Annotated in this window: 26 protein-coding genes; 11 read left to right on the top strand and 15 right to left on the bottom strand. The window is 44.8% G+C overall.

What is annotated here, in order from left to right; all coding sequences use genetic code 11:
- Positions 1–38 precede the first annotated feature (38 nt).
- From miaA to tsaE, 3 genes are read right to left on the bottom strand one after another with little or no spacing between them, the layout of a single operon-like run.
- Positions 39–983, bottom strand: coding sequence for a tRNA (adenosine(37)-N6)-dimethylallyltransferase MiaA (gene miaA, locus AC3IT7_RS05380; RefSeq protein WP_489249653.1), 945 nt, complete (start codon positions 981–983; stop codon positions 39–41).
- A gap of 6 nt (positions 984–989) precedes the next feature.
- Positions 990–2,966: a DNA mismatch repair endonuclease MutL gene (gene mutL, locus AC3IT7_RS05375; RefSeq protein ID WP_489249652.1), complete on the bottom strand. Its 1,977-nt coding sequence runs from the start codon at positions 2,964–2,966 to the stop codon at positions 990–992.
- Positions 2,956–3,435: a tRNA (adenosine(37)-N6)-threonylcarbamoyltransferase complex ATPase subunit type 1 TsaE gene (gene tsaE, locus AC3IT7_RS05370; RefSeq protein WP_489249976.1), complete on the bottom strand. Its 480-nt coding sequence runs from the start codon at positions 3,433–3,435 to the stop codon at positions 2,956–2,958. The genes mutL and tsaE overlap by 11 nt, the downstream gene beginning before the upstream one ends.
- Positions 3,436–3,560: 125 nt before the next feature.
- Between tsaE and AC3IT7_RS05365 the strand changes: the two genes are divergently transcribed.
- The 3 genes from AC3IT7_RS05365 to AC3IT7_RS05355 all read left to right on the top strand — a co-directional run bounded on the left by AC3IT7_RS05365 (position 3,561) and on the right by AC3IT7_RS05355 (position 5,472).
- Positions 3,561–4,469 (top strand): pseudouridine synthase, encoded by a 909-nt coding sequence (locus AC3IT7_RS05365; RefSeq protein WP_489249651.1) that lies wholly within the window; start codon positions 3,561–3,563, stop codon positions 4,467–4,469.
- Between the two features lie 114 nt (positions 4,470–4,583).
- On the top strand, positions 4,584–4,931 hold the full coding sequence (locus tag AC3IT7_RS05360) for a type II toxin-antitoxin system RelB/DinJ family antitoxin (RefSeq protein WP_475654527.1): 348 nt from the start codon (positions 4,584–4,586) through the stop codon (positions 4,929–4,931).
- Between the two features lie 97 nt (positions 4,932–5,028).
- A complete protein-coding gene (locus AC3IT7_RS05355; protein WP_475654528.1) occupies positions 5,029–5,472 on the top strand; it encodes a GNAT family N-acetyltransferase in 444 nt (147 codons plus the stop codon).
- A 39-nt stretch (positions 5,473–5,511) separates the two neighbouring features.
- Here AC3IT7_RS05355 and AC3IT7_RS05350 read toward each other — a convergent pair whose 3' ends face one another.
- A complete protein-coding gene (locus AC3IT7_RS05350) occupies positions 5,512–6,222 on the bottom strand; it encodes a pseudouridine synthase (protein WP_489249650.1) in 711 nt (236 codons plus the stop codon).
- Positions 6,223–6,361: 139 nt separating this feature from the next.
- Between AC3IT7_RS05350 and AC3IT7_RS05345 the strand changes: the two genes are divergently transcribed.
- The gene (locus tag AC3IT7_RS05345; protein ID WP_489249649.1) at positions 6,362–6,814 is read left to right on the top strand and encodes a DUF441 domain-containing protein; all 453 of its coding nucleotides are present in this window, start codon (positions 6,362–6,364) and stop codon (positions 6,812–6,814) included.
- A gap of 199 nt (positions 6,815–7,013) precedes the next feature.
- Here AC3IT7_RS05345 and AC3IT7_RS05340 read toward each other — a convergent pair whose 3' ends face one another.
- From AC3IT7_RS05340 to hrpA, 5 genes are all read right to left on the bottom strand, one after another.
- Entirely contained in the window at positions 7,014–8,729 is a 1,716-nt protein-coding gene (locus AC3IT7_RS05340; RefSeq protein ID WP_489249648.1) for an AAA family ATPase, read from the bottom strand.
- Positions 8,730–8,818: 89 nt separating this feature from the next.
- Positions 8,819–10,825, bottom strand: coding sequence for a hypothetical protein (locus AC3IT7_RS05335; protein WP_489249647.1), 2,007 nt, complete (start codon positions 10,823–10,825; stop codon positions 8,819–8,821).
- 200 nt (positions 10,826–11,025) lie between these two features.
- The gene (locus AC3IT7_RS05330) at positions 11,026–11,763 is read right to left on the bottom strand and encodes a 1-acyl-sn-glycerol-3-phosphate acyltransferase (RefSeq protein WP_489249646.1); all 738 of its coding nucleotides are present in this window, start codon (positions 11,761–11,763) and stop codon (positions 11,026–11,028) included.
- Between the two features lie 26 nt (positions 11,764–11,789).
- Complete coding sequence (locus AC3IT7_RS05325) at positions 11,790–12,899, bottom strand: beta-ketoacyl-ACP synthase III (protein ID WP_489249645.1); 1,110 nt, start codon at positions 12,897–12,899, stop codon at positions 11,790–11,792.
- A gap of 30 nt (positions 12,900–12,929) precedes the next feature.
- On the bottom strand, positions 12,930–16,877 hold the full coding sequence (gene hrpA / locus AC3IT7_RS05320) for an ATP-dependent RNA helicase HrpA (protein WP_489249644.1): 3,948 nt from the start codon (positions 16,875–16,877) through the stop codon (positions 12,930–12,932).
- A gap of 488 nt (positions 16,878–17,365) precedes the next feature.
- Between hrpA and ahpC the strand changes: the two genes are divergently transcribed.
- On the top strand, positions 17,366–17,929 hold the full coding sequence (gene ahpC / locus AC3IT7_RS05315) for an alkyl hydroperoxide reductase subunit C (protein ID WP_004278916.1): 564 nt from the start codon (positions 17,366–17,368) through the stop codon (positions 17,927–17,929).
- A 293-nt stretch (positions 17,930–18,222) separates the two neighbouring features.
- Positions 18,223–18,429: a KTSC domain-containing protein gene (locus AC3IT7_RS05310; protein WP_489249643.1), complete on the top strand. Its 207-nt coding sequence runs from the start codon at positions 18,223–18,225 to the stop codon at positions 18,427–18,429.
- Positions 18,430–18,447: 18 nt separating this feature from the next.
- Here AC3IT7_RS05310 and AC3IT7_RS05305 read toward each other — a convergent pair whose 3' ends face one another.
- Positions 18,448–19,038 carry an O-methyltransferase gene (locus AC3IT7_RS05305; RefSeq protein WP_489249642.1) on the bottom strand — a complete coding sequence of 197 codons (591 nt, stop codon included), beginning with the start codon at positions 19,036–19,038 and terminating at the stop codon, positions 18,448–18,450.
- Positions 19,039–19,085: 47 nt separating this feature from the next.
- Entirely contained in the window at positions 19,086–19,304 is a 219-nt protein-coding gene (locus AC3IT7_RS05300; protein ID WP_489249641.1) for a DUF1653 domain-containing protein, read from the bottom strand.
- Between the two features lie 232 nt (positions 19,305–19,536).
- On the opposite strand from AC3IT7_RS05300, the gene ahpF reads away from it, so the two are divergent.
- The 3 genes from ahpF to AC3IT7_RS05285 all read left to right on the top strand — a co-directional run bounded on the left by ahpF (position 19,537) and on the right by AC3IT7_RS05285 (position 21,979).
- The gene (ahpF, locus tag AC3IT7_RS05295) at positions 19,537–21,102 is read left to right on the top strand and encodes an alkyl hydroperoxide reductase subunit F (RefSeq protein WP_489249640.1); all 1,566 of its coding nucleotides are present in this window, start codon (positions 19,537–19,539) and stop codon (positions 21,100–21,102) included.
- A gap of 279 nt (positions 21,103–21,381) precedes the next feature.
- Positions 21,382–21,630: a hypothetical protein gene (locus tag AC3IT7_RS05290; protein ID WP_475654238.1), complete on the top strand. Its 249-nt coding sequence runs from the start codon at positions 21,382–21,384 to the stop codon at positions 21,628–21,630.
- A 145-nt stretch (positions 21,631–21,775) separates the two neighbouring features.
- Positions 21,776–21,979, top strand: coding sequence for a hypothetical protein (locus AC3IT7_RS05285; protein ID WP_489249639.1), 204 nt, complete (start codon positions 21,776–21,778; stop codon positions 21,977–21,979).
- On the opposite strand, the gene AC3IT7_RS05280 is transcribed toward AC3IT7_RS05285, so the two are convergent.
- On the bottom strand, positions 21,963–22,601 hold the full coding sequence (locus AC3IT7_RS05280; RefSeq protein WP_489249638.1) for a LysE family transporter: 639 nt from the start codon (positions 22,599–22,601) through the stop codon (positions 21,963–21,965). The genes AC3IT7_RS05285 and AC3IT7_RS05280 overlap by 17 nt on opposite strands.
- Before the next feature lie 126 nt (positions 22,602–22,727).
- Positions 22,728–23,294 (bottom strand): FxsA family protein, encoded by a 567-nt coding sequence (locus tag AC3IT7_RS05275; protein WP_489249637.1) that lies wholly within the window; start codon positions 23,292–23,294, stop codon positions 22,728–22,730.
- A gap of 125 nt (positions 23,295–23,419) precedes the next feature.
- Here AC3IT7_RS05275 and ruvC point away from each other — a divergent pair, with 125 nt between their 5' ends.
- A complete protein-coding gene (ruvC, locus tag AC3IT7_RS05270; protein ID WP_004278925.1) occupies positions 23,420–23,965 on the top strand; it encodes a crossover junction endodeoxyribonuclease RuvC in 546 nt (181 codons plus the stop codon).
- A 3-nt stretch (positions 23,966–23,968) separates the two neighbouring features.
- Here the strand turns inward: ruvC and AC3IT7_RS05265 are convergent, their stop codons facing one another.
- Positions 23,969–24,241 carry an acylphosphatase gene (locus AC3IT7_RS05265; RefSeq protein ID WP_489249636.1) on the bottom strand — a complete coding sequence of 91 codons (273 nt, stop codon included), beginning with the start codon at positions 24,239–24,241 and terminating at the stop codon, positions 23,969–23,971.
- A 1-nt stretch (position 24,242) separates the two neighbouring features.
- Positions 24,243–25,709, bottom strand: coding sequence for an NAD(P)H-hydrate dehydratase (locus AC3IT7_RS05260; protein ID WP_489249635.1), 1,467 nt, complete (start codon positions 25,707–25,709; stop codon positions 24,243–24,245).
- A 23-nt stretch (positions 25,710–25,732) separates the two neighbouring features.
- Between AC3IT7_RS05260 and queG the strand changes: the two genes are divergently transcribed.
- Complete coding sequence (queG, locus tag AC3IT7_RS05255) at positions 25,733–26,827, top strand: tRNA epoxyqueuosine(34) reductase QueG (protein WP_489249975.1); 1,095 nt, start codon at positions 25,733–25,735, stop codon at positions 26,825–26,827.
- Positions 26,828–26,930: the final 103 nt, after the last annotated feature.

The following is a 26,930-nucleotide window of genomic DNA, read 5'->3' as shown; positions in this document are numbered from 1 at the left end:
ATTAAAAATTATAAAAAAGATAGTCCCTAAATTTTGCTTTATCCGTGACAGTTTCGCAAGTCTTGTTGAGCCTGCTGTAGCGTAAAATATGTTGTAAATTTATGCTTTTCTTGCAAAGACCTCAGCCACGTATATTGACGTTTTGCAAGTTGTCGTGTCGCAAATAAAGCCTTATCCTCCATTTCTTGTTGCTTTTCCCTACTTTTGTCCGCATTTTTTAAGAATTCTATAGCTTGACGATAACCGACTGAACGCATGGAAGGCAAATTTTCATTAAAATCGTATTTTTCAATCAAATTTACAACTTCATTTAAAAAACCGTTCTTCCACATAATTTGTAGACGTTGTTCAATACGCCCGTGTAATTCTAACCGATCTGGCATGAGGGCATAATTATAGAAACTGTAACGATAAGGTAAGTTTTTAGGTTGTTCTGCTTGTAGTTTTGTAATCGGCTCGCCGGTCAGTTTAAAAACTTCCAGAGCACGGATAATACGCTGCTTGTCACTGATCTTAAATTTCTCACCTGCAACTGGATCGACTGCTCTTAATTCGGCATACACCGCATCCCAGCCTTCTTGCTCAGCTTTGGCCTCGATTTCAGCACGGACGGCATAGTCTGCGCTTGGTAAATTGTCCGACAAACCTTCTAGTAAGGCCTTAAAGTACAGCATGGTTCCGCCCACCAGAATGGGTGTTTTGCCACGCATGTGAATATCATTAATTAAGCGGCTCGCATCTTCGACAAAGTTTGCAGCAGAATACACTTCGAGTGGACTGATAATATCAATCAGATGGTGCGGATAGCGTGCCAGTTCCTCTTTAGACGGTTTGGCTGTACCAATGTCCATTTCCCGATAAACCAGCGCAGAATCGACCGAAATCAGCTCAAAATTTCCTTGCTCATACAGTTCACATGCCAAAGCGGTTTTACCACTTGCAGTTGGCCCCATTAAATTGATGACCGGCAATTGATTGGACATGTAAAACTACTCTCCTCGAGCAAAAAGTTTATCTAGTTGAGCCAATGGAAAGGCACGCCAAGTCGGACGGCCATGATTACATTGACTGGCAAATTCAGTCTGTTCCATCTGACGCAGTAAAGCATTCATCTCGGACAGGCTTAAAATCCGGTGCGCACGTACTGCACCATGACAGGCCATACCGGCCAGAATCTGGTCACGCTTCTGTAATAGCCCCTGCACCTGATCATTAGGATCTAAATCATTCAATAATTCAGGAATGAGTGCATCAAAATCGGCCTTATGCAAAATGGCAGGCACGCCGCGCACAATGACCTGTTCATCACCATACTGGTCAAGCTCAAGACCCAGTCGCATTAACTGCTCCTTAAGCTCTTCGACCCGCATCGCCTGCATTCGGGTAATCGTCACCACTTTAGGGATCAGTAATTGTTGTGAAGTCCAGAATTCAGGCTTGTCCCAGGCCATTTTCATTTGCTGCAATACAATACGTTCATGGGCAGCATGCATATCGACAATGATCAGACCTTCGGTATTTTGCGCCAGAATATAAATTCCATGTAACTGGGCAATCGCGATACCGAGTGGATGTTCATCGACCTTGGCCTGTATATGATTTTGCAAGGCCTGTTCGGCAGCTTGTGGCTCATAGGTAGCCGTATGATCACGCAACGGCGCCAGATAGCTTTGCAGGGCATTGTTGAGCTGCTGTGAACCCGCATAAGCAGGATTGTAATCTCGTGCATAATGTACTGTTTGCGGACGCGAAGATTCAAAGTCGTTCAGCACATCCGATGCCGCATTGTCACCCTCAGCGGCTACAGGCAGGCCAGAGGACAATGGCTGCTGCAAGTGCGCAGCCTGATGCAGGCTAAACTGTTCCTGATAACGCGGCTGCGCTACAAGTGCAGCAGCTTCATCGTCAGCTTTCATCGCAGTTGCTAAATCCGCAGTCGCAGTCTGAAATTGTGCCAGGGTCTCTTTGGCATAATGACGCACAAACTCGTGTACTTCACGTTGATTCAGAAAGCGGATCTCGTGTTTGGTCGGATGGACATTGACGTCCACATTTTCAGGATCAACCTCCAGAAACAGCAAATAAGCTGCATGCTGATGCCCATGCAAAATACCGTCATAAGCCATGCGCAAGGCATGGGAAATGGTTTTGTCTTTGACGATCCGGCCATTTACATAGACATATTGCAAATCAGCCTGTGCACGTGCATCTGAAGGATGCCCCAGCCAGCCAGACAAACGCATGTTAATGCTGTCTGCATCGATCCAGTAGGCATTTTCAGTAAACTGGCGACCCAATAACTGCTGCACCCGCTGGAAACGCAAAGCACCGCTATCCGCAACAGGCAAATTCAGTTTGATGCTTTCGTTATGCTCCAGCACAAAACGGATATCAAAATGTGTCAGTGCCATACGGCGCACAATTTCTTCAATATGACCAAATTCAGTCCCGGCTTTCTTTAAGAATTTACGCCGTGCCGGTACATTAAAAAATAAATCCTGAACCCGGATGTGCGTCCCTTTTGAAGCTGCGACTGGCTGAATTTCCTGATGATCAAAAGCCGTACCATTCACTTCGACCTGATAACCGATGCCATCCTCATTTTGACTGCTGATCATGGTCAGGCGCGAGACTGCTGCAATCGAGGCCAAAGCTTCGCCACGAAAGCCCAGACTGTTAATTGCATACAGCTCGTCTGCCGATTGAATCTTGCTGGTCGCGTGACGCATCACCGCCAAGGCCAGATCTTCAGCATGAATGCCACGCCCATTATCCATGATTTCAATTAAGGTACTGCCGCCCTGTTCCACCCGAATGATCAGTTCGGTCGCGCCCGCATCAATCGAGTTTTCCAGTAATTCCTTGACCACGGATGCCGGACGTTCAATCACCTCACCTGCGGCAATCTGGTTGGCCAGTGCAGGATCAAGGGCACGGATACGGCGTAGGCTTAAATCATTCGACATGTGAAAATTGACGCTCCAAAGCCTGTTGCAAAGCAAGATTAGAGGAAATCAGGCTTGCGGTACGGGTCAGTTCATCTTCAGATTTTAAAATTTCAATAATCAGGTCAGCTTGCGGAATTTCATCGCCACCCTTGGATGGCCATTCAAATAAAAATAGCGCATTCGGTGTTTCCAGATAATCCCGGATACCCATCAATTCCAGCTCATAAGGATCATTTAGACGATACAGGTCGAAATGAAAAATCTCCTGACCATTGATCTGATACGGTTCAACCAGGGTATAAGTCGGGCTTTTCACCGAACCTGTATGACCCAGCTGTTGCAAGTAATAGCGCGTTAAGGTCGTTTTTCCTGCCCCCAAATCACCGATCAGATACACGACTCCCGCAGGAAAATTTTCGGCCAGAACCTGGGCCAGTTTCTGGGTATCGTCTTCATGATTTAAAGTGACATTAAATGAATAAGGCATATTACTCACGACATGATGCAAAAGAATAAATATGATAGCATCGCCACGCTTTAAAAGCCTATTCACCTGTGTGAGAAACTGTATTTTTTCACCATATCTGTTCCTGAGAGGTTGATCTGACTGCCATGCATCCGACTGTTGAGTTTAATCCGCCCATGCTGAACGGGGTCAGTGCCAGTAAAGTGTTCCTGCAGGCCAGTCCAGATGCTCCCTCGACAGTTTTTGCTTACTTATCTGCCCAGTTCCAGCATATCTCGGCCGAAGAATGGCAAACGCGTTTTGCCGATGGACTGGTTTATGATGCACAGGGCAATCCATTAACTATAGAAAGCCCATTTCAGGCCAACAGTCATTGTTTCTATTATCGCTTCCTGGCACATGAAGTGCATGTTCCTTTTCAACATCAGATTTTATTTGAAAATGAGCATTTCATGGTGATCGATAAACCGCACTTTCTGACCATGAGCCCGACCGGACAATATGTGCAGGAAACCTTGCTGGTTCGGCTTAAAAAGCAAACCGGCAATGAACATTTAACGCCAATCCACCGGCTGGACCGTGAAACAGCCGGCGTGGTGCTGATTTCAAAATGTGTAGAATCACGTGGCCTGTATCAGCAGATGTTCGCCACACGTCAGGTTCAGAAAACCTATCACGCCATTGCAGCATACAAGGCTGATCTGAGCTTGCCACTCATCACACGACTAAGAATGCAAAAAGGCCAGCCCTTCTATACCATGCAAGTGGTCGAAGGCGAGCCAAATAGCGAAACGGCGATTGACCTGCTGGAACATAATACCGAATGGGCCAAATACGAGCTGAAACCGCATAGCGGCAAACAGCACCAATTACGGGTACATCTGAATCATCTGGGCATTCCGATTCGGCATGATCCGTTTTATCCGCAGGTCGCGCACAAACCCGATGATGACTTTTCCACACCTTTGAGTTTGCTGGCCAAACACATTCAATTCATCGATCCCATCACGCAACAGACGATGGATTTTAGCTCCAGACTTGAATTGACACTGTAAATCGCTTGTCATTACAGATTATTTTCTAAAATCGGTCGCTTTAGGATTGAATTTCAAAAGTAATTGATTAGAATAAATGCGAAAAGTTAAGTAATTTAAAGCTTTGAAAATATTATGAGAAAAACTGAGGTTTATCAGGTTCGCTTGGACTCGCAAGAAAAGAAGCAAGCCTTTGCAGTATTTAAGCAATTGGGGATTACGCCGGCTCAGGCCGTACGTCTTTTTTTCAAACAGGTGGTACTGACCAAATCGATTCCCTTCTCGATTGAAAACCAGAATATCAATCTGGAACAGCTGATCCGCCTGCGCAAACTTAAACAGAATGAAGCTAAAAACGAGCACGCAGTTGGTGCAAGTCCGGCGCTGAATGGACTGGATGATCAGGAAATCCAGCTCGATGATGATCATCTGGATTTATTTGAAGAACTGAATGCCATTCTGGGCGAAAGCGACAAAATTTAACATTGTCGCATTTCCGAACAATTTCTAAAGCCTGCCACTGACAAATTTCGCTATGCTTTATGCTGATAATGAAGAATAAATTAGCATGGAGTAAGCAATGCTTGTACGACGCGCCCAGTCAGCAGACCTGAATCAGCTTGCGGTATTATTCGATGAATATCGACAGTTTTATGGTACGTCCTCTAACCCTGAACTCTCCTACCAGTTTTTAAAACAACGTTTCGAAGATGGCCAGACGGTAATCTTCATCAACACCAAAGATGACACCTTTACCGGCTTTATTATCCTGTATCTGGGTTTTTCTTCGGTAGCCTGTTCTACCTATTACATTCTGGATGATGTGTATATTTCCCCGATTTTCCGGCGTCAGGGTGCAGCCAGACAACTGATTGATACCGCAATTTTATTTGCCAAACATGAACAGGCCTTAAGAATCACGCTGGAAACCCAAAAAAACAATTATCAATCGCATGAATTGTACGAATCGATGGGATTTATCAAGGATGACGAATTTCAGACCTATCACTGTTTCCTGAGATAAAGTCCGGTGATTCAAATCAAGCTGAAAAGCATAATGCCATCATTCTTCTGAACGAAATTTTGCCAAAGCGACCTGCTCGGCATTTAAATATATCCATTCACCTTGCGCCAGTTCCGGCAGAGCCAAAGCACCAATTTGTGCACGATGTAGCTGTTCAACTTTATTGCCCACAGCGGCCAGCATACGTTTTACCTGGTGATACACGCCCTGATGAATGGTCATTTGCAGATGATGCTCTGCTAGACGTATGACGTCAGTAGCAGCAAAAATACCTTTTTCATTGCGCAGCTCTACCCCCTGTTCCAGTTGCTGCATTTGCAGATCAGTCACCGGATCGGCAGTGTGCATCTGATAGACCTTGGCCACATGTTTTTTGGGATGAGTTGAAGCTTGCAGAAACTGGCCATCATCAGTTAGCAATAACAGTCCGGTGGTGTCCTGATCCAGACGACCTACACACTGAATGCCACGATTCAGCAAAATGTCATCAAACAGATCAAAGACACTAAAGTGATGTGTCGCCTGATGCGAACATTCATACCCTTGTGGCTTGTTCAAGGCAATATAGACCTTTTCCCGATATGCATAGCGCTTGGCATAGACCTCAAAGTTTAAATCAGCCAAATCCAGTTTGTGTTTGGGGTTGTCAATCACTTCATCCTGGATTGAAACAGCACCATTTTTAATCAGTTGCTGACAATGCTTGCGTGAACCGAAACCTTGTGACTGCAACATTTTTTCCAATAGCATCTGCTTAAACCTGTATCGCGTGAGGAGCTGTGCATTTTAGCCTGAAATAAGCATCAATTTGGCTGCTTCAGCTATTTTCTTCGTATCACTGACCGAAAAGCTCTACAATAGCTGCATTTTTCACGTATCTTCTCCCCTCATGTCGCAACTTGATCTGAATCTGATTGTTCTTTTGGTGTTACTGGCTTGCGGTATCTTTAGTCATAATAGTGCTGTCACCATTGCTGTGGCAGTATTGATCGTTTTGAAAATTACCCCACTCAGTAGCCTGCTGCCCTATGTACAAACTCATGGTTTAAATATCGGCATTATTATTCTGACCATCGGTGTACTGACGCCGATTGCCAGCGGCAAAATTGCAGGTGAAAGTATTCTGAAATCTTTCCTGAGCTGGAAATCTTTGCTGGCAATTGTAATTGGTGTTTTTGTGGCCTGGCTCGGGGGCCGTGGGGTAAAGCTAATGTCAAATCAGCCGGATGTAGTGGCCGGCTTATTACTCGGAACAATTGCAGGTGTGGCGGTATTACGTGGTGTGCCGGTAGGCCCTTTAATTGCGGCCGGGATTCTATCCTTGCTGATTGGAACGCGATAGTCATGCTTCAAGCATGCTTACTGGATAACATCCAGCAAACTAAAACAAGCGATCCACAAGAATATATCGGCATCAAATTACACTACCTGCGACATGGATGTCACAAGTTTCTCAGCTTAATTCATCAGGCAATATTCTAATTGCCCAGCACCTAAATATATTCAGATGCCAACGCATATTAAAGTGGACAAAACGCCGATTATTCTACAAATAACAGGGCCAGACGGACCTGATCATAAGCCATTTTAGGTGTGGTGAGCTCAACAATTGGTCGCAGTTTAATGGATCCATCATCATTAAAATGTTCCGAGTGTTGACGCTTGGTTAGCCGTTTATAAATCTTGCGTACCTGCTCCACCACCTCATCACCCGGATGTGCCAGTGAAATATCCAGTCCCTGCTCTTTTTGCAAGCGCCCCAGATGATTAATGATGGTTGCCGGGGTCAGACCACGTTCAGTGGCGATATCGGCAATCTCATAACCTTCTTCAAACAGTTCACGTGTTTCATCCAGGGTGGCAGTGGCATAGCTCTGCTTGCCCGCATTTTTGGAAATTTTCTTCTCATTGCGCTGGATTTCAGCTTCATTCAGCGTACCACCACAATGCCGGATAAAGGCTTTATGTTGCGCAGTCAAATCAACCGCTTCAAAATTATTTTCAGCTTCGGCAGACAGTTCCTGAAAACGGCGATCGGCTTTAATTGCCAGACTATCGAGTTCCAAAGCCTGCTCATTAAAACCTTTTAGACGTAAGCCATTTAAGCTTTTCAAGCGTGATAAAGCGACATAACCCTGACCTTTTTCAAAAGTATGACTCAGGTCAATTTCTGCGGCTTCCAGGGTCATGCCCTGAGATTTATGAATGGTAATCGCCCAGGCCAGACGTAATGGAATCTGCTGGAAACTGGCAATGGTTTTCCCGGCTTCATTGTCCACCGACCAGGTTTCCGGCTCAACAATCAGTGTGGTGCCATCCGTCAGTTTCACTTTGGGCAGCACGCCATATTCATCATCTTCTTCAAAACTGATGACTTCGCCTAAACTGCCATTGATATACCCCATATCAAAGTTATTTTTCACAAACATCACTTTGGCATGCTTTTTCAGGCTTAGTGATTCAGGCGCACGTACCGAAGATTTCAAGGTTTCGATCAGCTTTTCATTGCCATCGCACTGCGCATCAAACTGGCGCGGATCATTGTCGATTTCATTCAGATGCTTAAAGTTAATATTGTCCACATCCATATTATGGGTATACAGACGCGTATAGGTATCGCCAATGTCCTGCTGCCGGGTGGCCTGCAAGGCTGTGCGATGCTCATGGCTAATTGCCTGCGCACGGATCGCATTTAGAATATCATTCAGATAATCATTGCCCTGACGATGCTGCTCGGTCAGATAACAGACCCGAAACTTGGCTTCTACCCAGGCATCCGACATAAAGCAGAATTTATCGCGGTTACGTTCGTCATTTTTACCCACTGGCGGTAGCTGGAAAAAGTCTCCGGCAACAATGACCTGAATTCCGCCAAAGGCCTCATCGCTGTCTTTAAAATATTTCAGCACCTGATTGACCAGATTCAGCTGCTTGACATGCAACATGGAAATTTCATCAATAATCAGGACTTGGGCATTTTCCAGATGTTCTTTTAAGTATTTGCGCTCTTTCATGCGCTTTAAGTCTTCTTCAGACAAAAAGTCTTTAATGCCAATGCCTGCCCAGGTGTGAATGGTCATGCCATTCATATGCGTAGCTGCAATACCGGTCGATGCAGTAATCGCAACCGCGACCTTACGCGCCTTGAGATAAGTGATATATTGATTCAGCGTATAAGTTTTGCCGGCACCCGCAGAACCGGTTAAAAAGACATTTTCTCCTGCTTTGAGTAACTTAAGGGCAGTTTCCTGTTTCATAAGAGCAATACCGTAAAAGAACGGCTATAGCCTAACGATTTTTGGCAGAAAAGTTAAGCGTCATGGTGGAAAACCACCTAATCTTGCGCTTAAGCCTGCAAGTTGAGCCAGTTAATAAAATGCATCGCAATATTATGATATTCAGCTTCGGCCTTTTGATTATTGGGATATTCCAGCTGATCGAATACTACCTGTGCGTTGACCATCCGACAGCCCAAAATCAACGGTAAACGCACTGCTGGATGAGACATACGAAAGGCCACATATTGCCCTTCAATAATCTGCTGGGCATAACTTGCCGCCAGACAATTCCTGAAAACCTTGGATTCTTCCAGAATACGATCCAAATTTTTAAGTTCCTCAAAGCGCCAGTTGAAATACAGTAAAAATGAAGCCTGGGTACGAGGTGACCACCTTGCAAGCGCAAACTCCTTTTTCAGCTTGCCGATAATTTCCTGCTTTTGAATCTGGTCATGCCAGGTCACTGCCTGATGAAATAACCCCGTCCAGCTGAGGTTTTTTGGAATCTCCTTCGAGCTGGAAAAATACTCCACCAGATAATCACGGACATAACTGTCAAATACCGACTCACGCACATGAGCAGCACGCAAATAAAACCGCTGTCTAAACTCGACAAAGGGAATCCGGTAGCGCTGCAAAACATTGTAGAAATCGCGGTTCTGCTGGCTTTGAGGCTGGATATAGGCCAAAACCTCTTCCGGAAAATCTAGCGTAATCTTATACAGATACTGCATATAAGCCTGCATTACCCGGCTTAGTCTCAGATACACCTTTTTGGTGATCTGATCATCCATTTTCACCACATCCCGCAGCAGGCCAATCCATTCATCCAGATATAAAATTGAAGGACTGATGGCAATGCGTTGATCATCCATTGATTGACGCGTGCCTTTCAGCACCACTGCCTGATTATGTTCATGCTGGAACCAGCCATACTGGATGGCATACTCATGCATGCTATGAATAAAAAGCCGGGCCGAAACATACTGAAAGTATTGCAAGGTCGCCAGAATAATCTGCGGGTGAACATGATGACTATCGATATAACTTAAGGCAGTCACCGCCACCCTTACACTGCTGTGCTGGATATTGCTACTGATCCAGTCCAGCACCTCGGCCGATTGCTTGAACAGCCAGTTTACTGCACGATTACAGTCAAATAAGGGCAGCCGGGCCACCTTTTTTTGCCATAAATAAGGATGATTTTCCAGAAAATGCCGTTTCGATAATAAGTCATCGCGATGCCAGACCTCACGGTTCATCAAACGCACAAAACCGAGCAGATTGCGCTGCTCCTCGGCATGTCGATACAGCAGCCGAATATCATCAGCATGATCATTCAGCTCATGCAGATTAAAGCGCTCTTCAAACGACAACGACATAATCCGAAATTTCGCCGGATGCAGAAATTGTTCGGCGCTAAAACAGAATTCATCCAGACTGTCCATTAACGACTGAATCGATAGGAACTCATCCTGTTGTAGAAACGCTAATGAAAATACCTGTTGCAGACCTTCAAGTATCTGCTGCGGAATATCTTGCCCATCTTGAACAAAATTTTGCATGATGGGTGTGGTACATAGCCCGGCTTTGATCAGCTGCTGATCGATAATCTCGGCCTGAAGCACCGACATCTGTTGCAAAAAACTGCCGACCCGCTCTGGGCCATTTACCGCCTCATAGACCTGAGTCAAAATAAGCTTGCGCAACTGCCTGGCTTTATCACGTAAATATAGCGAATGCTGCGGTTTCAAATCTCCAGTCAGAAAATAGATATCCTGAAAAAAGAATTCTTCTAGTGCTTCTGCCTTGAACTGCTGTAAATAAAAATGACTTTCGGCCAAAGCTGTTGCAGTCCCTGAATCAAGTGCCTCTGGTCGATGAAACTGGATATAGAACAGCCCATCCAGCAATGCAATCCGATGCTGATCCTGCTGGATTTTTAAAAGATTTTGTGCAGTGAGATGACCGATCAATGCCATCTGATCCAGATAAAGCTGATTCAGATCAGCAGAAATACGCAAACACTGTTGTGCCAGCAACTTTAACCGCGGTACCAAACCATCCTGTTCCATACACGCACCTATATTATTTTATTTTTATATTGAATCATGTGAAGTCCTTGACCATCGATCAGTGACTATTTGAACATACATTATGGCATTGCTTGCACAATAAAACAGCACTGCAAGATGACTGCTAGATATAGCGCATCTCAATATCTCATAACCTTGATTTACAATGAAGATTCGGTTGCCTGCTGGTCTTGCTGACGCTACACCGTGAGCGCTGCCAAAGCGCTATAAATATGCTGTTGCAAGCTATGCCGAAATTCAATCAGCTCTTCTTGGCTCTGAATTTGGGTAATCGATTGGCGCGGCATGAACTGAAAATAAAAGGGCAAGCATTTTGGAAACAGGTGTTTCGGCAAAGAAGGAATGACATCGCCCTGTCTCAGCAATTTACCGATCTGCGGCACTTTGAGTAATTTCTGGAAATATTTATGCTGAATGATCTTATTGGCATCAAAGCCAATCTCATACACTTCATCGCCACCCAGTGCTGCAAATGGCACAATATCGTAATTAAACTCCTGCGCCAGCTTTAGAAAACCGTAACGCTGCTTCCAGATCAATTGATATTGCTCACCTGGACGTTTTAATACTTCACGACCGCCACCCGGAAAAACCAGAATCGAATAGCCCTGCTGCATTGCAGCACGTACATAGTGTTGCATACCATCAATGGCGCCAAACTTTTTTACGGCTTCCCGCCATAGCGGCACATAAAAATGGCTATGATCGGCAATACTGACCACAGCCACCTTGTGTTCGTTATAGAGATAATCAATCAGCATCGGCGCATCAAAGATGCCGTACATGGAATGATTACCGACATACATTGCAGGCCGACTGGCATCAATATATTCAGCCCCTAAAAATGTCGGCGTAAAATATAATTTGGATAAGGCACTCAAGCGCTTGATCCACTGCCCATCATGTTTGACCTGCAATCTGTCTGCTCCCTATTGACTCCGGATTATGCCACGCGCTTTTGCACCAGAATTGAGCCGACTGAATAGCCCGCACCAAAAGAGCACAAGATGCCATATTCACCATCTTCAACTTCATGCGCAGTACGGTGTAAGGCAATGATCACGCCGGCAGAAGAAGTATTGGCAAATTCATTCAGAATGATCGGCACCAGATCAGCTTTGGCATTTTCCTTACCCACCACCAGTTTTAAAATCAGCTCATTCATGCTGGCATTGGCTTGGTGTAGCCAGAAACGCTTGATGCCAGTCGGTGCGATCTGATTCTTCTGCAATTGTGCGGTAATCATTTTCGCCACCAATGGGCAGACTTCTTTAAACACCTTGCGGCCATCCTGACGGAAACGCTTGTCATCAATGTCGGCATTTTCAGAGGTATTCAGGAAACCAAAGTTATTGCGGATATTATTCGAGAACTGGGTAAACAACTCGGAATCCAGAATTTCAAAACCGGTTTTGGTTTCAGTATTTTCAATGATTGAAGCAGTCGCCACATCACCGAAAATAAAGTGACAGTCACGGGAACGGAAGTCGGTATGCGCAGAAGTAATTTCTACATTGACCAACAACACACGGCGTGCGCCTGCTTTGATCGCATCATAGGCCTGTTTCAAACCAAAGGTTGCTGCAGAGCAGGCCACGTTCATGTCATAGGCATAACCTTTGATCCCTAACGCAGTTTGAATCTCAATGGCGACGGCAGGATATGCACGTTGCAGATTCGAGCATGACAGAATCACGATATCAATGTCTTCGGCAGTCACACCGGCATTTTCCATCGCCTGCTTGGCTGCGATGACACCCCACTCTGCTTGCAGTGAAATTTCGTCATCTGCACGTTCACGCAAATTTGGACGTAGACGTTTCGGATCTAGAATACCTGATTTTTCTACGACATAACGGCGTTGTACACCAGATGCCTTTTCAATAAAGTCTGCGCTAGAACCACGACGCGCTTCAATTTCGCCTGCAGCGATCTTGTCGGCATTTTCGTGATTAAATAGTTCCACATAAGCATTTAAACTTTCAACTAATTCTTCATTGGTAATGACATTTTCCGGGTGGAACAAGCCAGTACCCGTAATGCGGATGCCCATGTAAAACTCCTTCTCTGAATTACCTATATCTTAACTGATTCCAAGACGATCCCATACTTTTTGCAAACGAGTTGGAGAAACGGGTGCTTTCGTTTTCATCGGTTGTGAAAACAATGAGATCCTTAACTCCTCGACCATGAAATACAATTCTTTGAGGCGAGTGTCATCTTTAAACTTAAATAATTTATCCATCCATTGATCAATTTGATCAATAGCAGAATCGTCCCTTTGTAGATTATTGGGCAAGCGGTCTAAACGCAAGATCAAGGCTTTCAAATAACGTGGAAATTCTAGCCATACGTCGGAAGGTTTACGATAAACAAAGTCAGAAAGACTCATTAAATCAAGCTGATCCTCAATATCATTGATATTTTTTTCAAATATGGCATGATCCAAAACCAATAATTTCCGGCGAATTTCCTGCCACTGGATATAAATTTCCGTGATCTCTTTCAGTGCAATCTGGCCATGACTGAGGAAAGATTTTTTTACATCTTCAACCAGTTTTTGAAATTCTTGCGCATTGACAGGCAGCTCATTTATGGCCATATGCAGCGTCGCATAAACCAGCATTTGCTCCAGTTGGGCTTTGTCACCGAGTGGTGAATAAGCCAGTGCCAAGGGCTTGGAAATCTGTTTTTTCAACTGTCTTACCAGATCACCCAGCTGCATATGCACCAGCCGAATCACCCCTTCACGATGTTTTTTAATCGCTTCGGTCTGATCATTAAAGGTCTGGATCACCACACCAGATTCGTCTTTTTGCTCCAGTGCAGCAAAGCTTTTACTCGGAACCAGCGCCTGATACTGTTTGACCACCACACCGGTGACTTTTTGTGAGGCTTCAAATACAAAACTTTCCGGGAAGGTTTTAAATTCACCTTTCAGCTGTTTCACTGGACTATGTGTTTCTGCTCGGCAACGTGCTTTCAGCTCTGCCAAATCACGTCCCTGTTCAATCACCCGACCTTTTTCATCAGTGACTTTGATCAATGGCAGCAGATATTGCTCTACCCGGTCGAAACTGAAATCTTTTTCCGAGATCTGTTCACCGCGGAGCTGAAAGGCCAGAAAACTAAAAATATGTTCACGCAGATGAACGGCATCCATACGCGCGACCAGCTTTCTTGCAGTATCCGGAATCGGTACCAGTCCGCGGCGCTTATCTTTAGGCAGGCTTTTTAGCAAGGCTTCGATCAAGTCCAGACGCCAACCCGGGATGCCCCAAGACCAGATGCCTTCATCGACTTGTGCCAGGGCCTGCAATGGAATTTTGACCGTCGCGCCATCTTCATCATGGCTTGGATCGAAACGGTAGCTTGCCGCCAGACGTAGCTGTCCATTCTGTAAATAGTCTGGAAATTGCTGTGTGGTCGGACGGTCATTCAGCCACAGCGCATCATCATCGACAAATAAATAACGTGGTTGCTGCGGTTCAACCGTCGCACGCCAGTCTTCAAAGCTACGACGACTGGCAATTTCAGGCGGTACTTTAGAGGCATAGAACTGGTAAATGGTTTCTTCATCCACCACCAGATCACGACGGCGCAATTTATCTTCAACCCGCTCCACTTCTTCCAGTTTGAGCAGGTTATGCTTTAAAAATGGTGGAGTAATACCTAAATGCCCAGTGGTTAAAGCATCGCGTAAGAAAATTTCATGTGCGGCTTCCTGATCCACTTTTTCATAATTAATCGGGCGTTTTGGCTCAATAATCAGACCAAACAGGGAAATCTGATCATAAGCATTTACCACACCGGCTTTTTTCGACCAGTGCGGTTCAAAATAATGATGCTTGAGCAAATCACGTGCCGCCAGCAGAATCCATTCCGGTTCAATCTTGGCCAGGGTACGTAAATATACCTGAGAAGTTTCCACCATCTCAAAGGCCATGACCCACGGGGTATTGGTCTTGTGCAAAGTCGATGCCGGGAAAATACGGGCTTTCTGCTGGCGCACGGCCATAAACAAATTGCGTTCATCTGTCTTGTTGGCAATGAAAGACAACAAGCCGGTTAATAAAGCACGATGCAGATTCTCATAACTGGCGGGCTTGTCATTAAATGATAATTTTAAGCCTTGCGCCAGATCCACCAGTTGCTCATGAGTCTTCTTCCATTCGCGCAGACGTAACCAGCTCAAGAAATGATTCCGGGCAAAGGTACGACGTTTGTTCTCGCTCATTTCCCGGTTAGAAACCAGCGTGTCCCATAACTTGATATAGAACAGAAAATCAGAATCAGCTTCACGGAATAAGGCATGCTTCTGGTCGGCCTGCATCTGCTTGTCTGCCGGACGTTCACGCGGATCCTGTACGGCCAGAGCAGCAACAATCACCAGCACTTCATTCAATGCACCAAAATGTGCCCCACCCAAAATCATCCGTGCCAGACGCGGATCAATCGGCATTTTTGCCATTTGCTGGCCGATTTTGGTTAGAGTATCTCCCACCTTAGCATTCCCCCCTTTTTTAAAGGGGGCAGAAGTTGCAGATTGCTTTTCATCTGTAACTTCAGGGGGATTATCTTTAAAATGAGATGCTTTCTTTTCTGTCATCGCCCCCAGTTCAATCAACAGCTTGCGACCATCATTTACCAGACGATGATCTGGTGGTTCAATGAAATCGAAGTCTTCGAGTGAACCCAGGCCCAGACTTTGCATCTGCAAAATCACCGATGCCAGGTTGGTCCGCTTAATCTCAGGTTCGGTAAATTCAGGGCGGCTGAGAAAATCATCTTCACTATACAACCGGATACAGACACCCGGCGCAATACGGCCACAACGGCCTTTACGCTGGTTGGCGGCAGCCTGAGAAACGGCCTCAATCGGTAGGCGTTGCACCCGGGAACGATAGTTATAACGTGAAATACGTGCAAAACCGCTATCAATCACATAACGGATATTCGGTACAGTTAAAGCGGTTTCTGCAACGTTGGTGGCAATAATAATCCGTCGCCCACCACCGGAAGGATTAAAGATTTTCTGCTGTTCGGCTAGCGCCAGACGCGCATATAAAGTTAGGACTTCGGTATGGCGTGGCCCATGCTTGATCAGGGTTTCCTGCAGCTCGCGAATTTCCTGCTCCGTGCTGGCAAAAATCAGGATATCGGCATGTTCGGGATGCCCTTTTTCCTGTGCATCCTGAAAGCATTCTTCGACCGCTTTGACCACAGCGCGTGGCAGGTTTTCCTCAAAGTCATCAAACTCATCATCATCACTACCGCCAATACTCATTTCCGAGATCGGGCGATAACGCAACTCGACCGGGAAACTGCGGCCCTCTACTTCAAAAATAGGCGCCCCATTAAAGTAATTACTGAAACGGTTTACATCCAGGGTTGCAGAGGTAATGATGACTTTCATGTCTGGGCGTCGTGGCAACAGCTGCTTCAGATAGCCCATAATGAAGTCGATATTCAGCGAACGTTCATGCGCTTCATCAATAATAATCGTATCATATTTGGTCAGGTAGCGCTCATGCGTCAATTCGGCCAGCAAAATACCGTCAGTCATCAAACGTACAATCGAATCTTGTGATCCCTGTTCAGTAAAACGGACTTTAAAAGAAATCGATTCACCAAGTTTTTCACCGACTTCTTCCGCAATACGCTGTGACACGCTACGTGCCGCCAGTCGACGCGGCTGGGTATGCCCAATCATTCCCGTCAGACCACGTCCAGCCAGCATGGCAATTTGTGGTAACTGGGTGGTTTTACCCGAACCTGTTTCGCCAGCCACAATAATCACTTGATGCTTTTGAATGGCTTCAATCAGCCTGTCCGTGTACTGGGTAACCGGGAGATCCTGATTGAGCTTGATGTTCGGAATACGCTCAAGCCGTTGCCGTACTTTCAGATTGGATTTTTCAAATAATTCCTGATACTGCTTGGCATTGGCGTCTTTCCCCTTTTTCAGTCGATTTAAACGGTGACGGTCACGCGCCATTATCCATTGATCTACATTTAAATGACTCTGCACAGAGAAAACACCCACATCAAAAAACCGGAAAAGTTTATTTTACTTGGTTCATTGGCTTTCAGATAGTCGTAGTTCTGTTAAGTGCCGGACAAATTGGCTCTGGTCACTCATTTCCCTCAGTTCAGCCCGACAAGTTGCTCAAAAATTATACAAAGCCAATATGCGTTCTTGTGATGAGCTTGAATCATAGGTCTAAATTTTGAATTGATATTTAAATTATTTTACCCAAAGCATGATTTTTTCCTGCCTGACCCTTGAATTTTTTGGTTTCAACATCATGTTTGCTAGCACGAGGAAAAAGAGATAGTTTTGTCAGCAGGTCTGCATCTTGATGCGGCTGAATGAATAAAACGATTTTGCAAAAGTGCAATGTTTTTACTTAATTCGGTTTTTCCGATGTTTGTAATGTAAAAATACCATTTTAGCATCAACCGAAATTTCGATACTCTTATTCAAAATCAAAGACTACCTCAATCATGGAGACAATGATGAGCTTAATTAATACTGAAGTTAAACCATTTAAAGCAACTGCATTTCAAAACGGCAAATTCATTGAAGTTACTGAAGCTGACCTGAAAGGCAAATGGTCTGTTGTATTCTTCTACCCAGCTGACTTCACTTTCGTTTGCCCAACTGAACTTGGTGACCTTGCTGACAACTATGCTGAATTCCAAAAACTAGGTGTTGAAATCTACTCAGTTTCTACTGACACGCATTTCACTCACAAAGCTTGGCACGATTCTTCAGAAGAAATCAAAAAAATCCAGTATGTAATGGTTGGTGATGCAAACTGGACACTTGCTAAAAACTTTGACGTATTAATCGAAGCTGATGGCCTTGCTGATCGTGGTACTTTCGTTATCGATCCAGAAGGTAAAATCCAAATCGTTGAAATCAATGCTGGTGGTATCGGCCGTGATGCTCAAGAACTTCTTCGTAAAGTTAAAGCAGCTCAATACGTACATGCTCACCCAGGCGAAGTTTGCCCAGCTAAATGGAAAGAAGGCGATGCAACTCTTGCTCCTTCAATCGACCTAGTTGGTAAAATCTAATTCTTCATTAGATTAAACTGATTTAAAAAAACCACGCTTTTTAGCGTGGTTTTTTTTCTTTAAAGATTTATCACAGTGCAATATTGCACTTCTTGTTTTTAAAGTTTTTGTGTTCTCACTTAAAATATTGCAGTGTCGATTTTTCTTCATTCCCCATATAAAAAATCAGGCTGATCTTTTACAGCGTCTTCTAATAATCCTTACCCACTCTTACAATTCAGCAATACATCTACAGAGCTACATGGCATAAGTTCAGAGTATAAGATCATCGATATTCAGGGGAGGAAACAGGGATGCAAAAACTGCTAACCGTGATCTCATGGGCTTATAATCCTGCTAGCCGCCATCTGAAAATCATTTATAGTAATGGCGATATAGAGCTTTATCATCCTGTTCCCGAATTTGTTTATGACAACCTGCTAAGACGCCAAGATAAAATGGCTTTTGTGCAAAAATATCTGGAATACAATCTGCATTTTGACCGGGTTTGTTTACATTAAAATCAAACTATAATTGACCTAGCGATAAGCGACCATCAGCAAACCTGCACCAAGCGGCAGCGTACTCATAATAAAACGCGAATCTTGCTGAATCAGCTGAATAAATTCTTGCACTTCTGCAGCATGAGAAATGACATTATCCACCAGCAATAGTCCTCCTTCCGGCTTGAGTAATCGAGCCAAATGTGCCCAATAGTCAATATAAGCATCACGTTCTGCATCCAATAATATCAAGTCGAAAACACCCTGACTTTGTTGCAAAAACTGTAGTGCATCACCGACTCGATACTCAACCCAATGATCAAGTTGTAACTGGCGTGCATGCTGCTGAGCTTGTATTGATCGTTCAGCATTAATTTCAACTGTAATCATCCGACCGTGGGTCTTCGATAAGGCCTGTGCCAGCCATAAAGTTGAGTAACCGGTTGAAGTACCAATTTCAAGTACCCGTTTGGATTGCTGGGCACGGATCAGCATGGAGAGAAACTGTGCTGACTCGGGTTCTATGTTGCGAAAGCGTTTTAAACGGTCTGTCTGCCCGGCATCGTGTACTGTAAACTCTTGATATAAATCTGCGACATAGCTTTCAAAATCGGGTACTCGCCGCATAATAGAGCCCTCTGTTTTTTTTTAAAGAAAATATTTATAAAAATAAATTAAACTGGCTGAATCAATTTAAAACGCTCTACTTCACGATCATCGCTGGGGGTGATGGTTTCAGTAAACATGGACAGTGGTCGTACCCAAATCGAATAATCACCATAAAGACATTGATAAACCACCAGTTTTTCCTCCGTTTCACTATGTGTTGCCACATGCAAAACCTGATAAAGCTGCCCTTTATAATGCTGATAAATACCGCGCTGTAATGACATATGGTCTACCCTATTTAAGATACATCTATAGTAACGAAAACAACTCCAAACAGGCAGACTTACTTGAAATTTAAAGCAATTGCCTCATATACAGAACTGAAATTATTGATGAAACCTTACTAATATCTACTTTTCCGATTGTATTTATAAAAACTAACCGTTTTATCTATTTATTGGATTCTATTAATATTCTTTCATCGAATAAACATTTACTCCTCTGGAGACGTTAGCAATGTTAGACCAAAATACTTCAGCTCAATTAAAAACACTTCTGGAACGCCTTGAAGGCCCAATCGAACTGGTTGCAACCTTAAACGATTCCGACAAATCTGCAAAAATCAAAGAACTGGTTGAGGAAATCGCTGCATTATCCGATCTGGTCACTGCACGTTTTGATGGCAAAAACCAACGTGCCCCAAGCTTCGGTATTGCCAAAGCAGGTGAAGAACCACGCGTCTACTTCGCAGGCCTGCCAATGGGACACGAGTTCACCTCACTGATTCTGGCCTTGCTGCAAACCTCTGGTTATGCACCAAAAGTATCAGATGAAGTTCTGGAGTCGATTAAAGGCCTAGGCGTGCAATCAAACTTTGATGTATTCGTATCCTTGAGCTGTCATAACTGTCCGGACGTGGTTCAGGCATTAAACCTGATCGCAATCTACAACCCGGGCACCACAGCCACCATGATCGATGGTGCCTTCTTCCAGGATGAAGTGGAAGAACGCAAAATCATGGCCGTACCGATGGTATTCCAGGACAATGAACATATCGGTCAAGGCCGTATGACGCTGGAAGAAATCGTAGCGAAACTGGATACCAACTCTGCTGCCAAAGATGCGGAAAAGCTCAATGCCAAAGAAGCCTTTGATGTACTGGTGATTGGTGGTGGCCCTGCCGGGAATACTTCTGCGATCTATGCAGCGCGTAAAGGTATCCGTACAGGGATCGTGGCTGAGCGCATGGGCGGTCAGGTCATGGATACCATGGACATTGAAAACTTCACCTCAGTACAAAAGACCCAGGGGCCGAAGTTTGCAGCCGAGATGGAAGCACATGTACGTGAATATGGCGTAGACATCATGAACCTGCAACGTGTATCTGACATCAAAGGTGCGGATGAAACAGCCAATGGTCTGGTTGAAGTCACTTTAGATAATGGTGCCAAACTTGAATCAAAAACCGTGATCCTGTCGACCGGTGCGCGCTGGAGAGAGATGAATGTTCCGGGTGAGCAGGAATACAAAACCCGTGGTGTAGCCTACTGCCCACACTGTGACGGTCCTTTATTCAAAGGCAAACGTGTTGCAGTAATTGGTGGTGGTAACTCGGGTGTAGAAGCAGCGATTGACCTGGCAGGTATTGTGGAGCACGTTACTCTGGTGGAGTTTGATACCAAGTTACGTGCCGATCAGGTACTGCAAGACAAATTGAACAGCTTGCCGAACACCACAGTGATTAAAAATGCCTTGTCGACTGAAGTGGTCGGTGACGGTGCACAGGTGACGGCGCTGAAATACAAAGACCGTGCTACAGATGAAGAGCATACCGTTGAACTGGCGGGTATCTTTGTACAGATCGGCTTGTTGCCAAACACCGACTTTTTGAAAGAAACACCAGTTGCACTGAGCAACCGTGGTGAGATCGTGATTAATGATCGCAATGAAACCAATGTCAAAGGTGTATTTGCGGCGGGTGACTGTACCACAGTGCCATACAAGCAGATCATCATTGCCACCGGTGAAGGCGCGAAAGCATCACTGTCTGCCTTTGATTACATCATCCGTTCAGGTCAGTAATAGTTCATTAGTTTCACATAAAGCCCGCTTCAAGCGGGCTTTATTGTTTATGCTTGTCCATGTTTAGCTGTGTAGAGACAGCACATGTTGTGAGCATTGAGTCCTTGCCTCTTCTGCTTGATCTTTCTTTAAGCATGTAATTAATTTTAATTCTATATAGATCGTATGTAACTACTGACAATCGCATATTGCAAGCCTGTACAAGCTCTCCTATGATAGGGTGATAAATCATCTTTCATGATCGAAGAATAAAAAGGATAACATCCTGGGAGAAGAACAATGCATTATCAATATCAATGTGCCTGTTGTGAGAAAGTCGTCGACTCTACAGAAAAATCATGCCCGGATTGCGGTTCGCATCATATTCGCAGTCCGTTTGGTTTTTGGGTTTTATGTCTGGTGGCCTGTCTCGCTACAGCAATAATCTTTAAAGTCGTACATGTATATGTGCAATCACAACAACAAGAAATGCCCGTACCCCACTCTATACTTGATGTCTTGCAGGAAGAAAATAAAGGCCTGCGCTAATTTTACTCAGCTCTTGGCAAAAGACCTGTTACTTGCAACAGGTCTGTTTCATGACGTACTCATACTCAAACAGGCATGCGTAAAAACACACTTATAACTCCCGGATCTGATTTACAATGGTGCTTATTGAAATGGGAGATGTGCCATGGTGCAATTAATTAAAAAAGGTGGATTACGCGAACGTGCTAACCGTAGCCGCAGCTATCAGGGTTCTGAAAATACGGAAACGACGTTAATACCTAACCGCTATCCAACCGCGCTTAAACCGCAGAACCATTGCCTTTCTTCTGATCCGGCACCACAGAACTCTGCTGCCTTAGCAGATGCAGAGCTTAATTCATCAAAATAAGTGCGTCATACCATAACCATAGCGCAAATAGCAGAAATAGCCCGCCTGAAACCAGATCAATATAGCTTCCTGAGCGCTGGTATAAGAGTTTAATTTTCGGCTGTGAAATCAGTAGCATGAGCAAGGTAAAGGTAATGAAAGTCTGCAAGGGAATTATCACCGCAAGCTGGGCTTTCAGATATTCCGAGGCGGATGAACTCAAGGCCAGCGAAAAAACGCTGCTAAAATAGATCAGCGTTTTAGGATTAGAGAGATTGGTCCACAGACCCAACATAAAGTAATTTTCAGGCTGAGCGAGTCCATTTGTGTCTTCTTCAGGCTGATGTCTATTCTTGAAACTGTGCATCCCGCCCTTGAACATCGCCCAGCCCATTTTTGCCAGGAACATTCCCCCCAAAAGCATCAACACTTGCTGGATCCACGGAAACTGGTCAATTAAAACGGTAAATCCGGCCAGTGTCAGTACGACCCACAGCACAATCCCGGCCGAAATACCAGCAATAACCTTCAGGGCATTTTGGCGTGTGGTAGATGCAGCACTTTTGGCGATGAGTAAGATATCGGGACCCGGGCTCAGTTGAGCAACAAAATGCAAAAGACAAATGGTAAAAAGCAGAGACATTAAAATAAGGTTAAATTATAAAAACTTATTATAGCGCTTGTGCAAAGTGATGAGAACATTCCAATAAAAAAACCGAATCATCAGATCCGGCTTATAGAAAACTTTTGAACATTTAAGATCGATATCTTATTTTGAATTGATATCTTTCATTTCAATTTTTTTCGCTTCAGGCTTCACTTCACGTGCTTCGCCATCAATAATGGTCGAGTCACCGCGGCCGGATTGCTGATTTTGCATATCCTGCATTTGGCGCATCATCTCGGCAAAAGGGTTCTGGCCTTGTGCGCCGCCCATATCGCCCATCATGCCACCCATCATTTTTTCCATCATGGCCTGCTGGCGTTTCATCATAGCCTTCATCATTGCTGCCTTGAAGACCCGCTGCACGGCTGGAATCAACATCAATACCGCAAGTACATCGGTAATCAATCCGGGAATCAAAAGGAAGAAGCCTGCCAGAATTTTAGGTAAATTACCTGTTAATGCCGGGTCTGCACTCATCTGCCCCATCTGCATTTGCTGCATCTGTGGCATCACCCCGGCCGAATATTTACGGATCAGGTTCATACCAATAAAAAATGCAGCCACAAACCAGAAAAATACGTACCACATGCTCCCGACGAGGTCACCCACGCCAATCCAGACCAGTACTTCCAGGATTACGCCTGCAAGGATAATAAGAAATAATTTCATGAAAATTAATCTAATCTCAGTAAAATAAATAATAGGATGATGTAATCAACTGCTTCATCAGGATCAAGCTTTTTTGATACGCTTATGTAACAATATGGGCATTATTCTATTTTTAAAGTGCAGGCATGTCATTAATTATTGGGATTGACCCCGGTTCTCGTTTAACCGGTTACGGGATTATCGAAAAAGACGGCTCCAAACTGACTTTTGTCGATGCCGGGACGATCCGCACCGAAACCACGGAAATGCCTGAACGTTTAAAACGGATCTTTGCCGGCGTAGAGCGGATTGTAAAATTTTATGGCCCGACCGAAGCCGCGGTAGAACAGGTCTTTATGGCACAAAACCCGGACTCTGCCTTAAAACTGGGTCAGGCCCGTGGTGCTGCAGTTGCCGCGCTGGTCAATCTGGATTTAAAGGTTGCTGAATATACCGCGCGCCAGATCAAGCAATCTGTTGTCGGTTATGGCGCTGCCGACAAAGAGCAGGTACAGATGATGGTGATGAATATTTTAAAACTCAGCATCAAACCGCAACAGGATGCTGCCGATGCCTTGGCAGCTGCCATTTGTCATGCACATGCCTCCGGCAGTATGAGTAAAATGGCAGTCTTGAATGCGCTGGGTGGCATGGCACGTGGCCGTAGCCGGGTCAGCAGCCGTCGCCGTTAAAGATCAACGCAGTATTTTAAAATCTTGAGCATCTACAATGGATTGCAGATGCTCTTGAATAATTGACTGTACGCTTGCAGCAGCAGATCCTTGCCAGCTTCTTGCAATCATTTCCTGAAGCTGTGAATCTGTACCAACAATAACTGCCTCAACGTCACCACTGCTTAAATTTTTCACATAGCCTTTCAGTTCCAGTGCTTGAGCCTGTTCGGCAAACCAGTAGCGGTAACCCACACCTTGTACTTGACCTGAAATGTTCAGTTTGATTGTAGACATATTAGCGCCCTTCACGATTAACCACCTGATAAATTGCCTGCTTCATGTCTTGCGCCTGCAAACCGCGTTCGCCGTTTTTGGCCAGTTCATCCCCCGCCAATGCATGTAGCGTCACGATTTCATGTAAATGAACAGATTCATGGAACTGGGCTTTTAGACTGGCAATCATGCCGGCCAGCACATCTCCCATGCCTCCTGTCCCCATGCCCGCATTTCCGGCTGTGCAAATATACAACTGATCTTCCAGAATCAGGCTACCTGAACCTTTCAATATCCATTGCCCGCCATACTTCTGCCCTAAAGCATGAATCGCTTGAATCCGATCTGCTTCAATGTCTGAAGTTTTACAATCAAGCAAAGTTGCTGCTTCACCCGGATGTGGAGTTGAGTAAGTTTTAGAGTTTAACTGCTGCGGCTGTTTGGCTAAAAACCACAGCGCATCTGCATCCAAAACAGTTTCCAAGTCTGAGTTTTGAATCAGATCAAACCATGCTCGATATTGTTCTTGTGCCCATTGATCACGTCCCAGACCCATCCCGAAACAGAGGGCATCGACCTGTTGAATTAAGGTCTGACGTTGCGCCTGAGTCAAAAGGTTGATATCACACAGCATAATATTCGGCGCACGGGATAAAATGGCAGTATGGTGTTTTGCATCACAGACAATGGTGACTTTTCCTGCCCCGGCAGCAAATGCTGCTTCTGCTGCCATAATTACTGCACCCCCCATATCGGCATGCCCGCCAATCACCAGAACATGACCATAACTGCCTTTATGACCAAATGCTTCACGTTTGGGCAAGCTAATTTCATGGGATGAAAGTTGTGCAGTTGGTCTCAGTTCGGCATCGGTAGGTATGGCAGATATCAGCTCCAGTTTTCCGACATATTCCTTGCCTTGGCCGCTAAACAGGCCTGCCTTTAAGCCTAAAACCGTATAGGTAAAATCTGCTGTAATCGCAATAGGTAAAGGCTGGCCGGTATTGGCATGCAGTCCACTCGGTATATCAACCGCTATTTTCAGACCTTTCTGCTCATTGATCCAATGGATGATAGATTGCCAGTTTGCATCCAGCGCACGATTTAAACCAATACCAAATAAGGCATCAATATAAGCATCGTATGTATGCTTAAACTGAAAATGCGGCTCTATTTGCAATCCGGCATCCAGCGCTTCTTGCTGAGCTTTGGCCAGATCAGCTGATTGGCCTTTTTCAGCAGCATAAATACCTACATCGAAACCTGCATGTTTTAAATATTTTGCAATCAGATAACCATCACCGGCATTATTGCCCTGACCACAACACACGGCTATTTTTTGTATATTTTTATCTTTAAATAACCTGCCCAAATGCTGTGTGATGGACCATGCCACCTGCTGCATCAAACCATAAGAACTATTTTGCTGCTGAAACCAGCGCTGCTCCCATGCCTGAATACTTTGGCTATGGTAAACTTGTTGCTGCATTTATTATTCCCTGTCTTTGGTTTATGACAACTCCCGATTCTCCAGCACAAATTCAGATTTATCAACCAGATCCAGTCGAGCTAAAAGCCTGGATTAAAGCACAGGCCTTAGAATTGGGTTTTTCCGATTGTGTCATTGCCAAACCGGATGCTCAAGCAGAATTAGCGCGCTTACAAGAATATCTGGATCGTGGTTATCATGGTGAGATGAAATTTCTGGAAGAGAATCTGGAGAAACGCGCCAATCCGGCCTTGCTCGTTCCCGGCACGCGTAGCATTATCTGTGTACGTATGGATTATCTGGTCGAGGCTCCAAAACCGCGTTATGTCCCTTATGCGCCTAATTCCGCGATTATTGCGCGCTATGCCCGTGGTCGGGATTATCATAAAACTATGCGCGGTCGCCTAAAAACATTGGCGACAAAAATCCGGGAAAAAGTTGGTGATTTTGAATCACGTCCTTTTGCCGATTCTGCACCGATTTTTGAAAAATCACTGGCGGAAAGTGCTGGCATGGGCTGGACGGGTAAACACACCCTGCTGATTCATAAAAATTCCGGGTCTTTCTTTGTACTGGGCGAACTATTTACATCTCTGGACTTAGCTTTTGATGCACCTGCCAGCAAGCATTGCGGCTCCTGTAGCGCCTGTATCGACATTTGTCCAACGCAGGCCATTGTCGAGCCTTATATGCTGGATGCACGGCGTTGTATTGCTTATTTGACCATTGAATATAAAGGTATTATTCCAGAAGATTTGCGTCGCGGAATTGGTAACCGGGTTTTTGGTTGTGACGATTGCCAGCTAATTTGTCCGTGGAACAGTTTTGCCCAAGTCACCTCGGTAGAGGATTTTCATCCACGGCATGGTCTGGATCAGGTCAGCTTGCTGGATTTATGGCAATGGGATGAAACCACCTTCTTAAGTGCGACTGAAGGCAGCCCAATGCGCCGTACCGGTTACCAGAGCTTTATGCGTAATATCGCCATTGGGCTGGGAAATGCCCCTTTTGATACCCAGATTGTTGCTGCTTTACAGCAACAACGGGCATTACATGACCAGATTGTGCAGGTGCATATTGATTGGGCTATTCAGGAACAGTTAAGCAAAACAGCATAAATTTTCAATTTATTACCTCGGTTCACTATATCTCTTCAAAGCCTTACACAGCATTTGCTGGCTTTGTGGCATAAAGAAAGAGAAAAGCAAATGACGAGAGGGA

It is taken from the genome of Acinetobacter sp. KH_038 (genome assembly GCF_057839405.1).
Note: the sequence above shows the minus strand (reverse complement) of the source record. Positions and strands in the feature narration are given on the sequence as shown.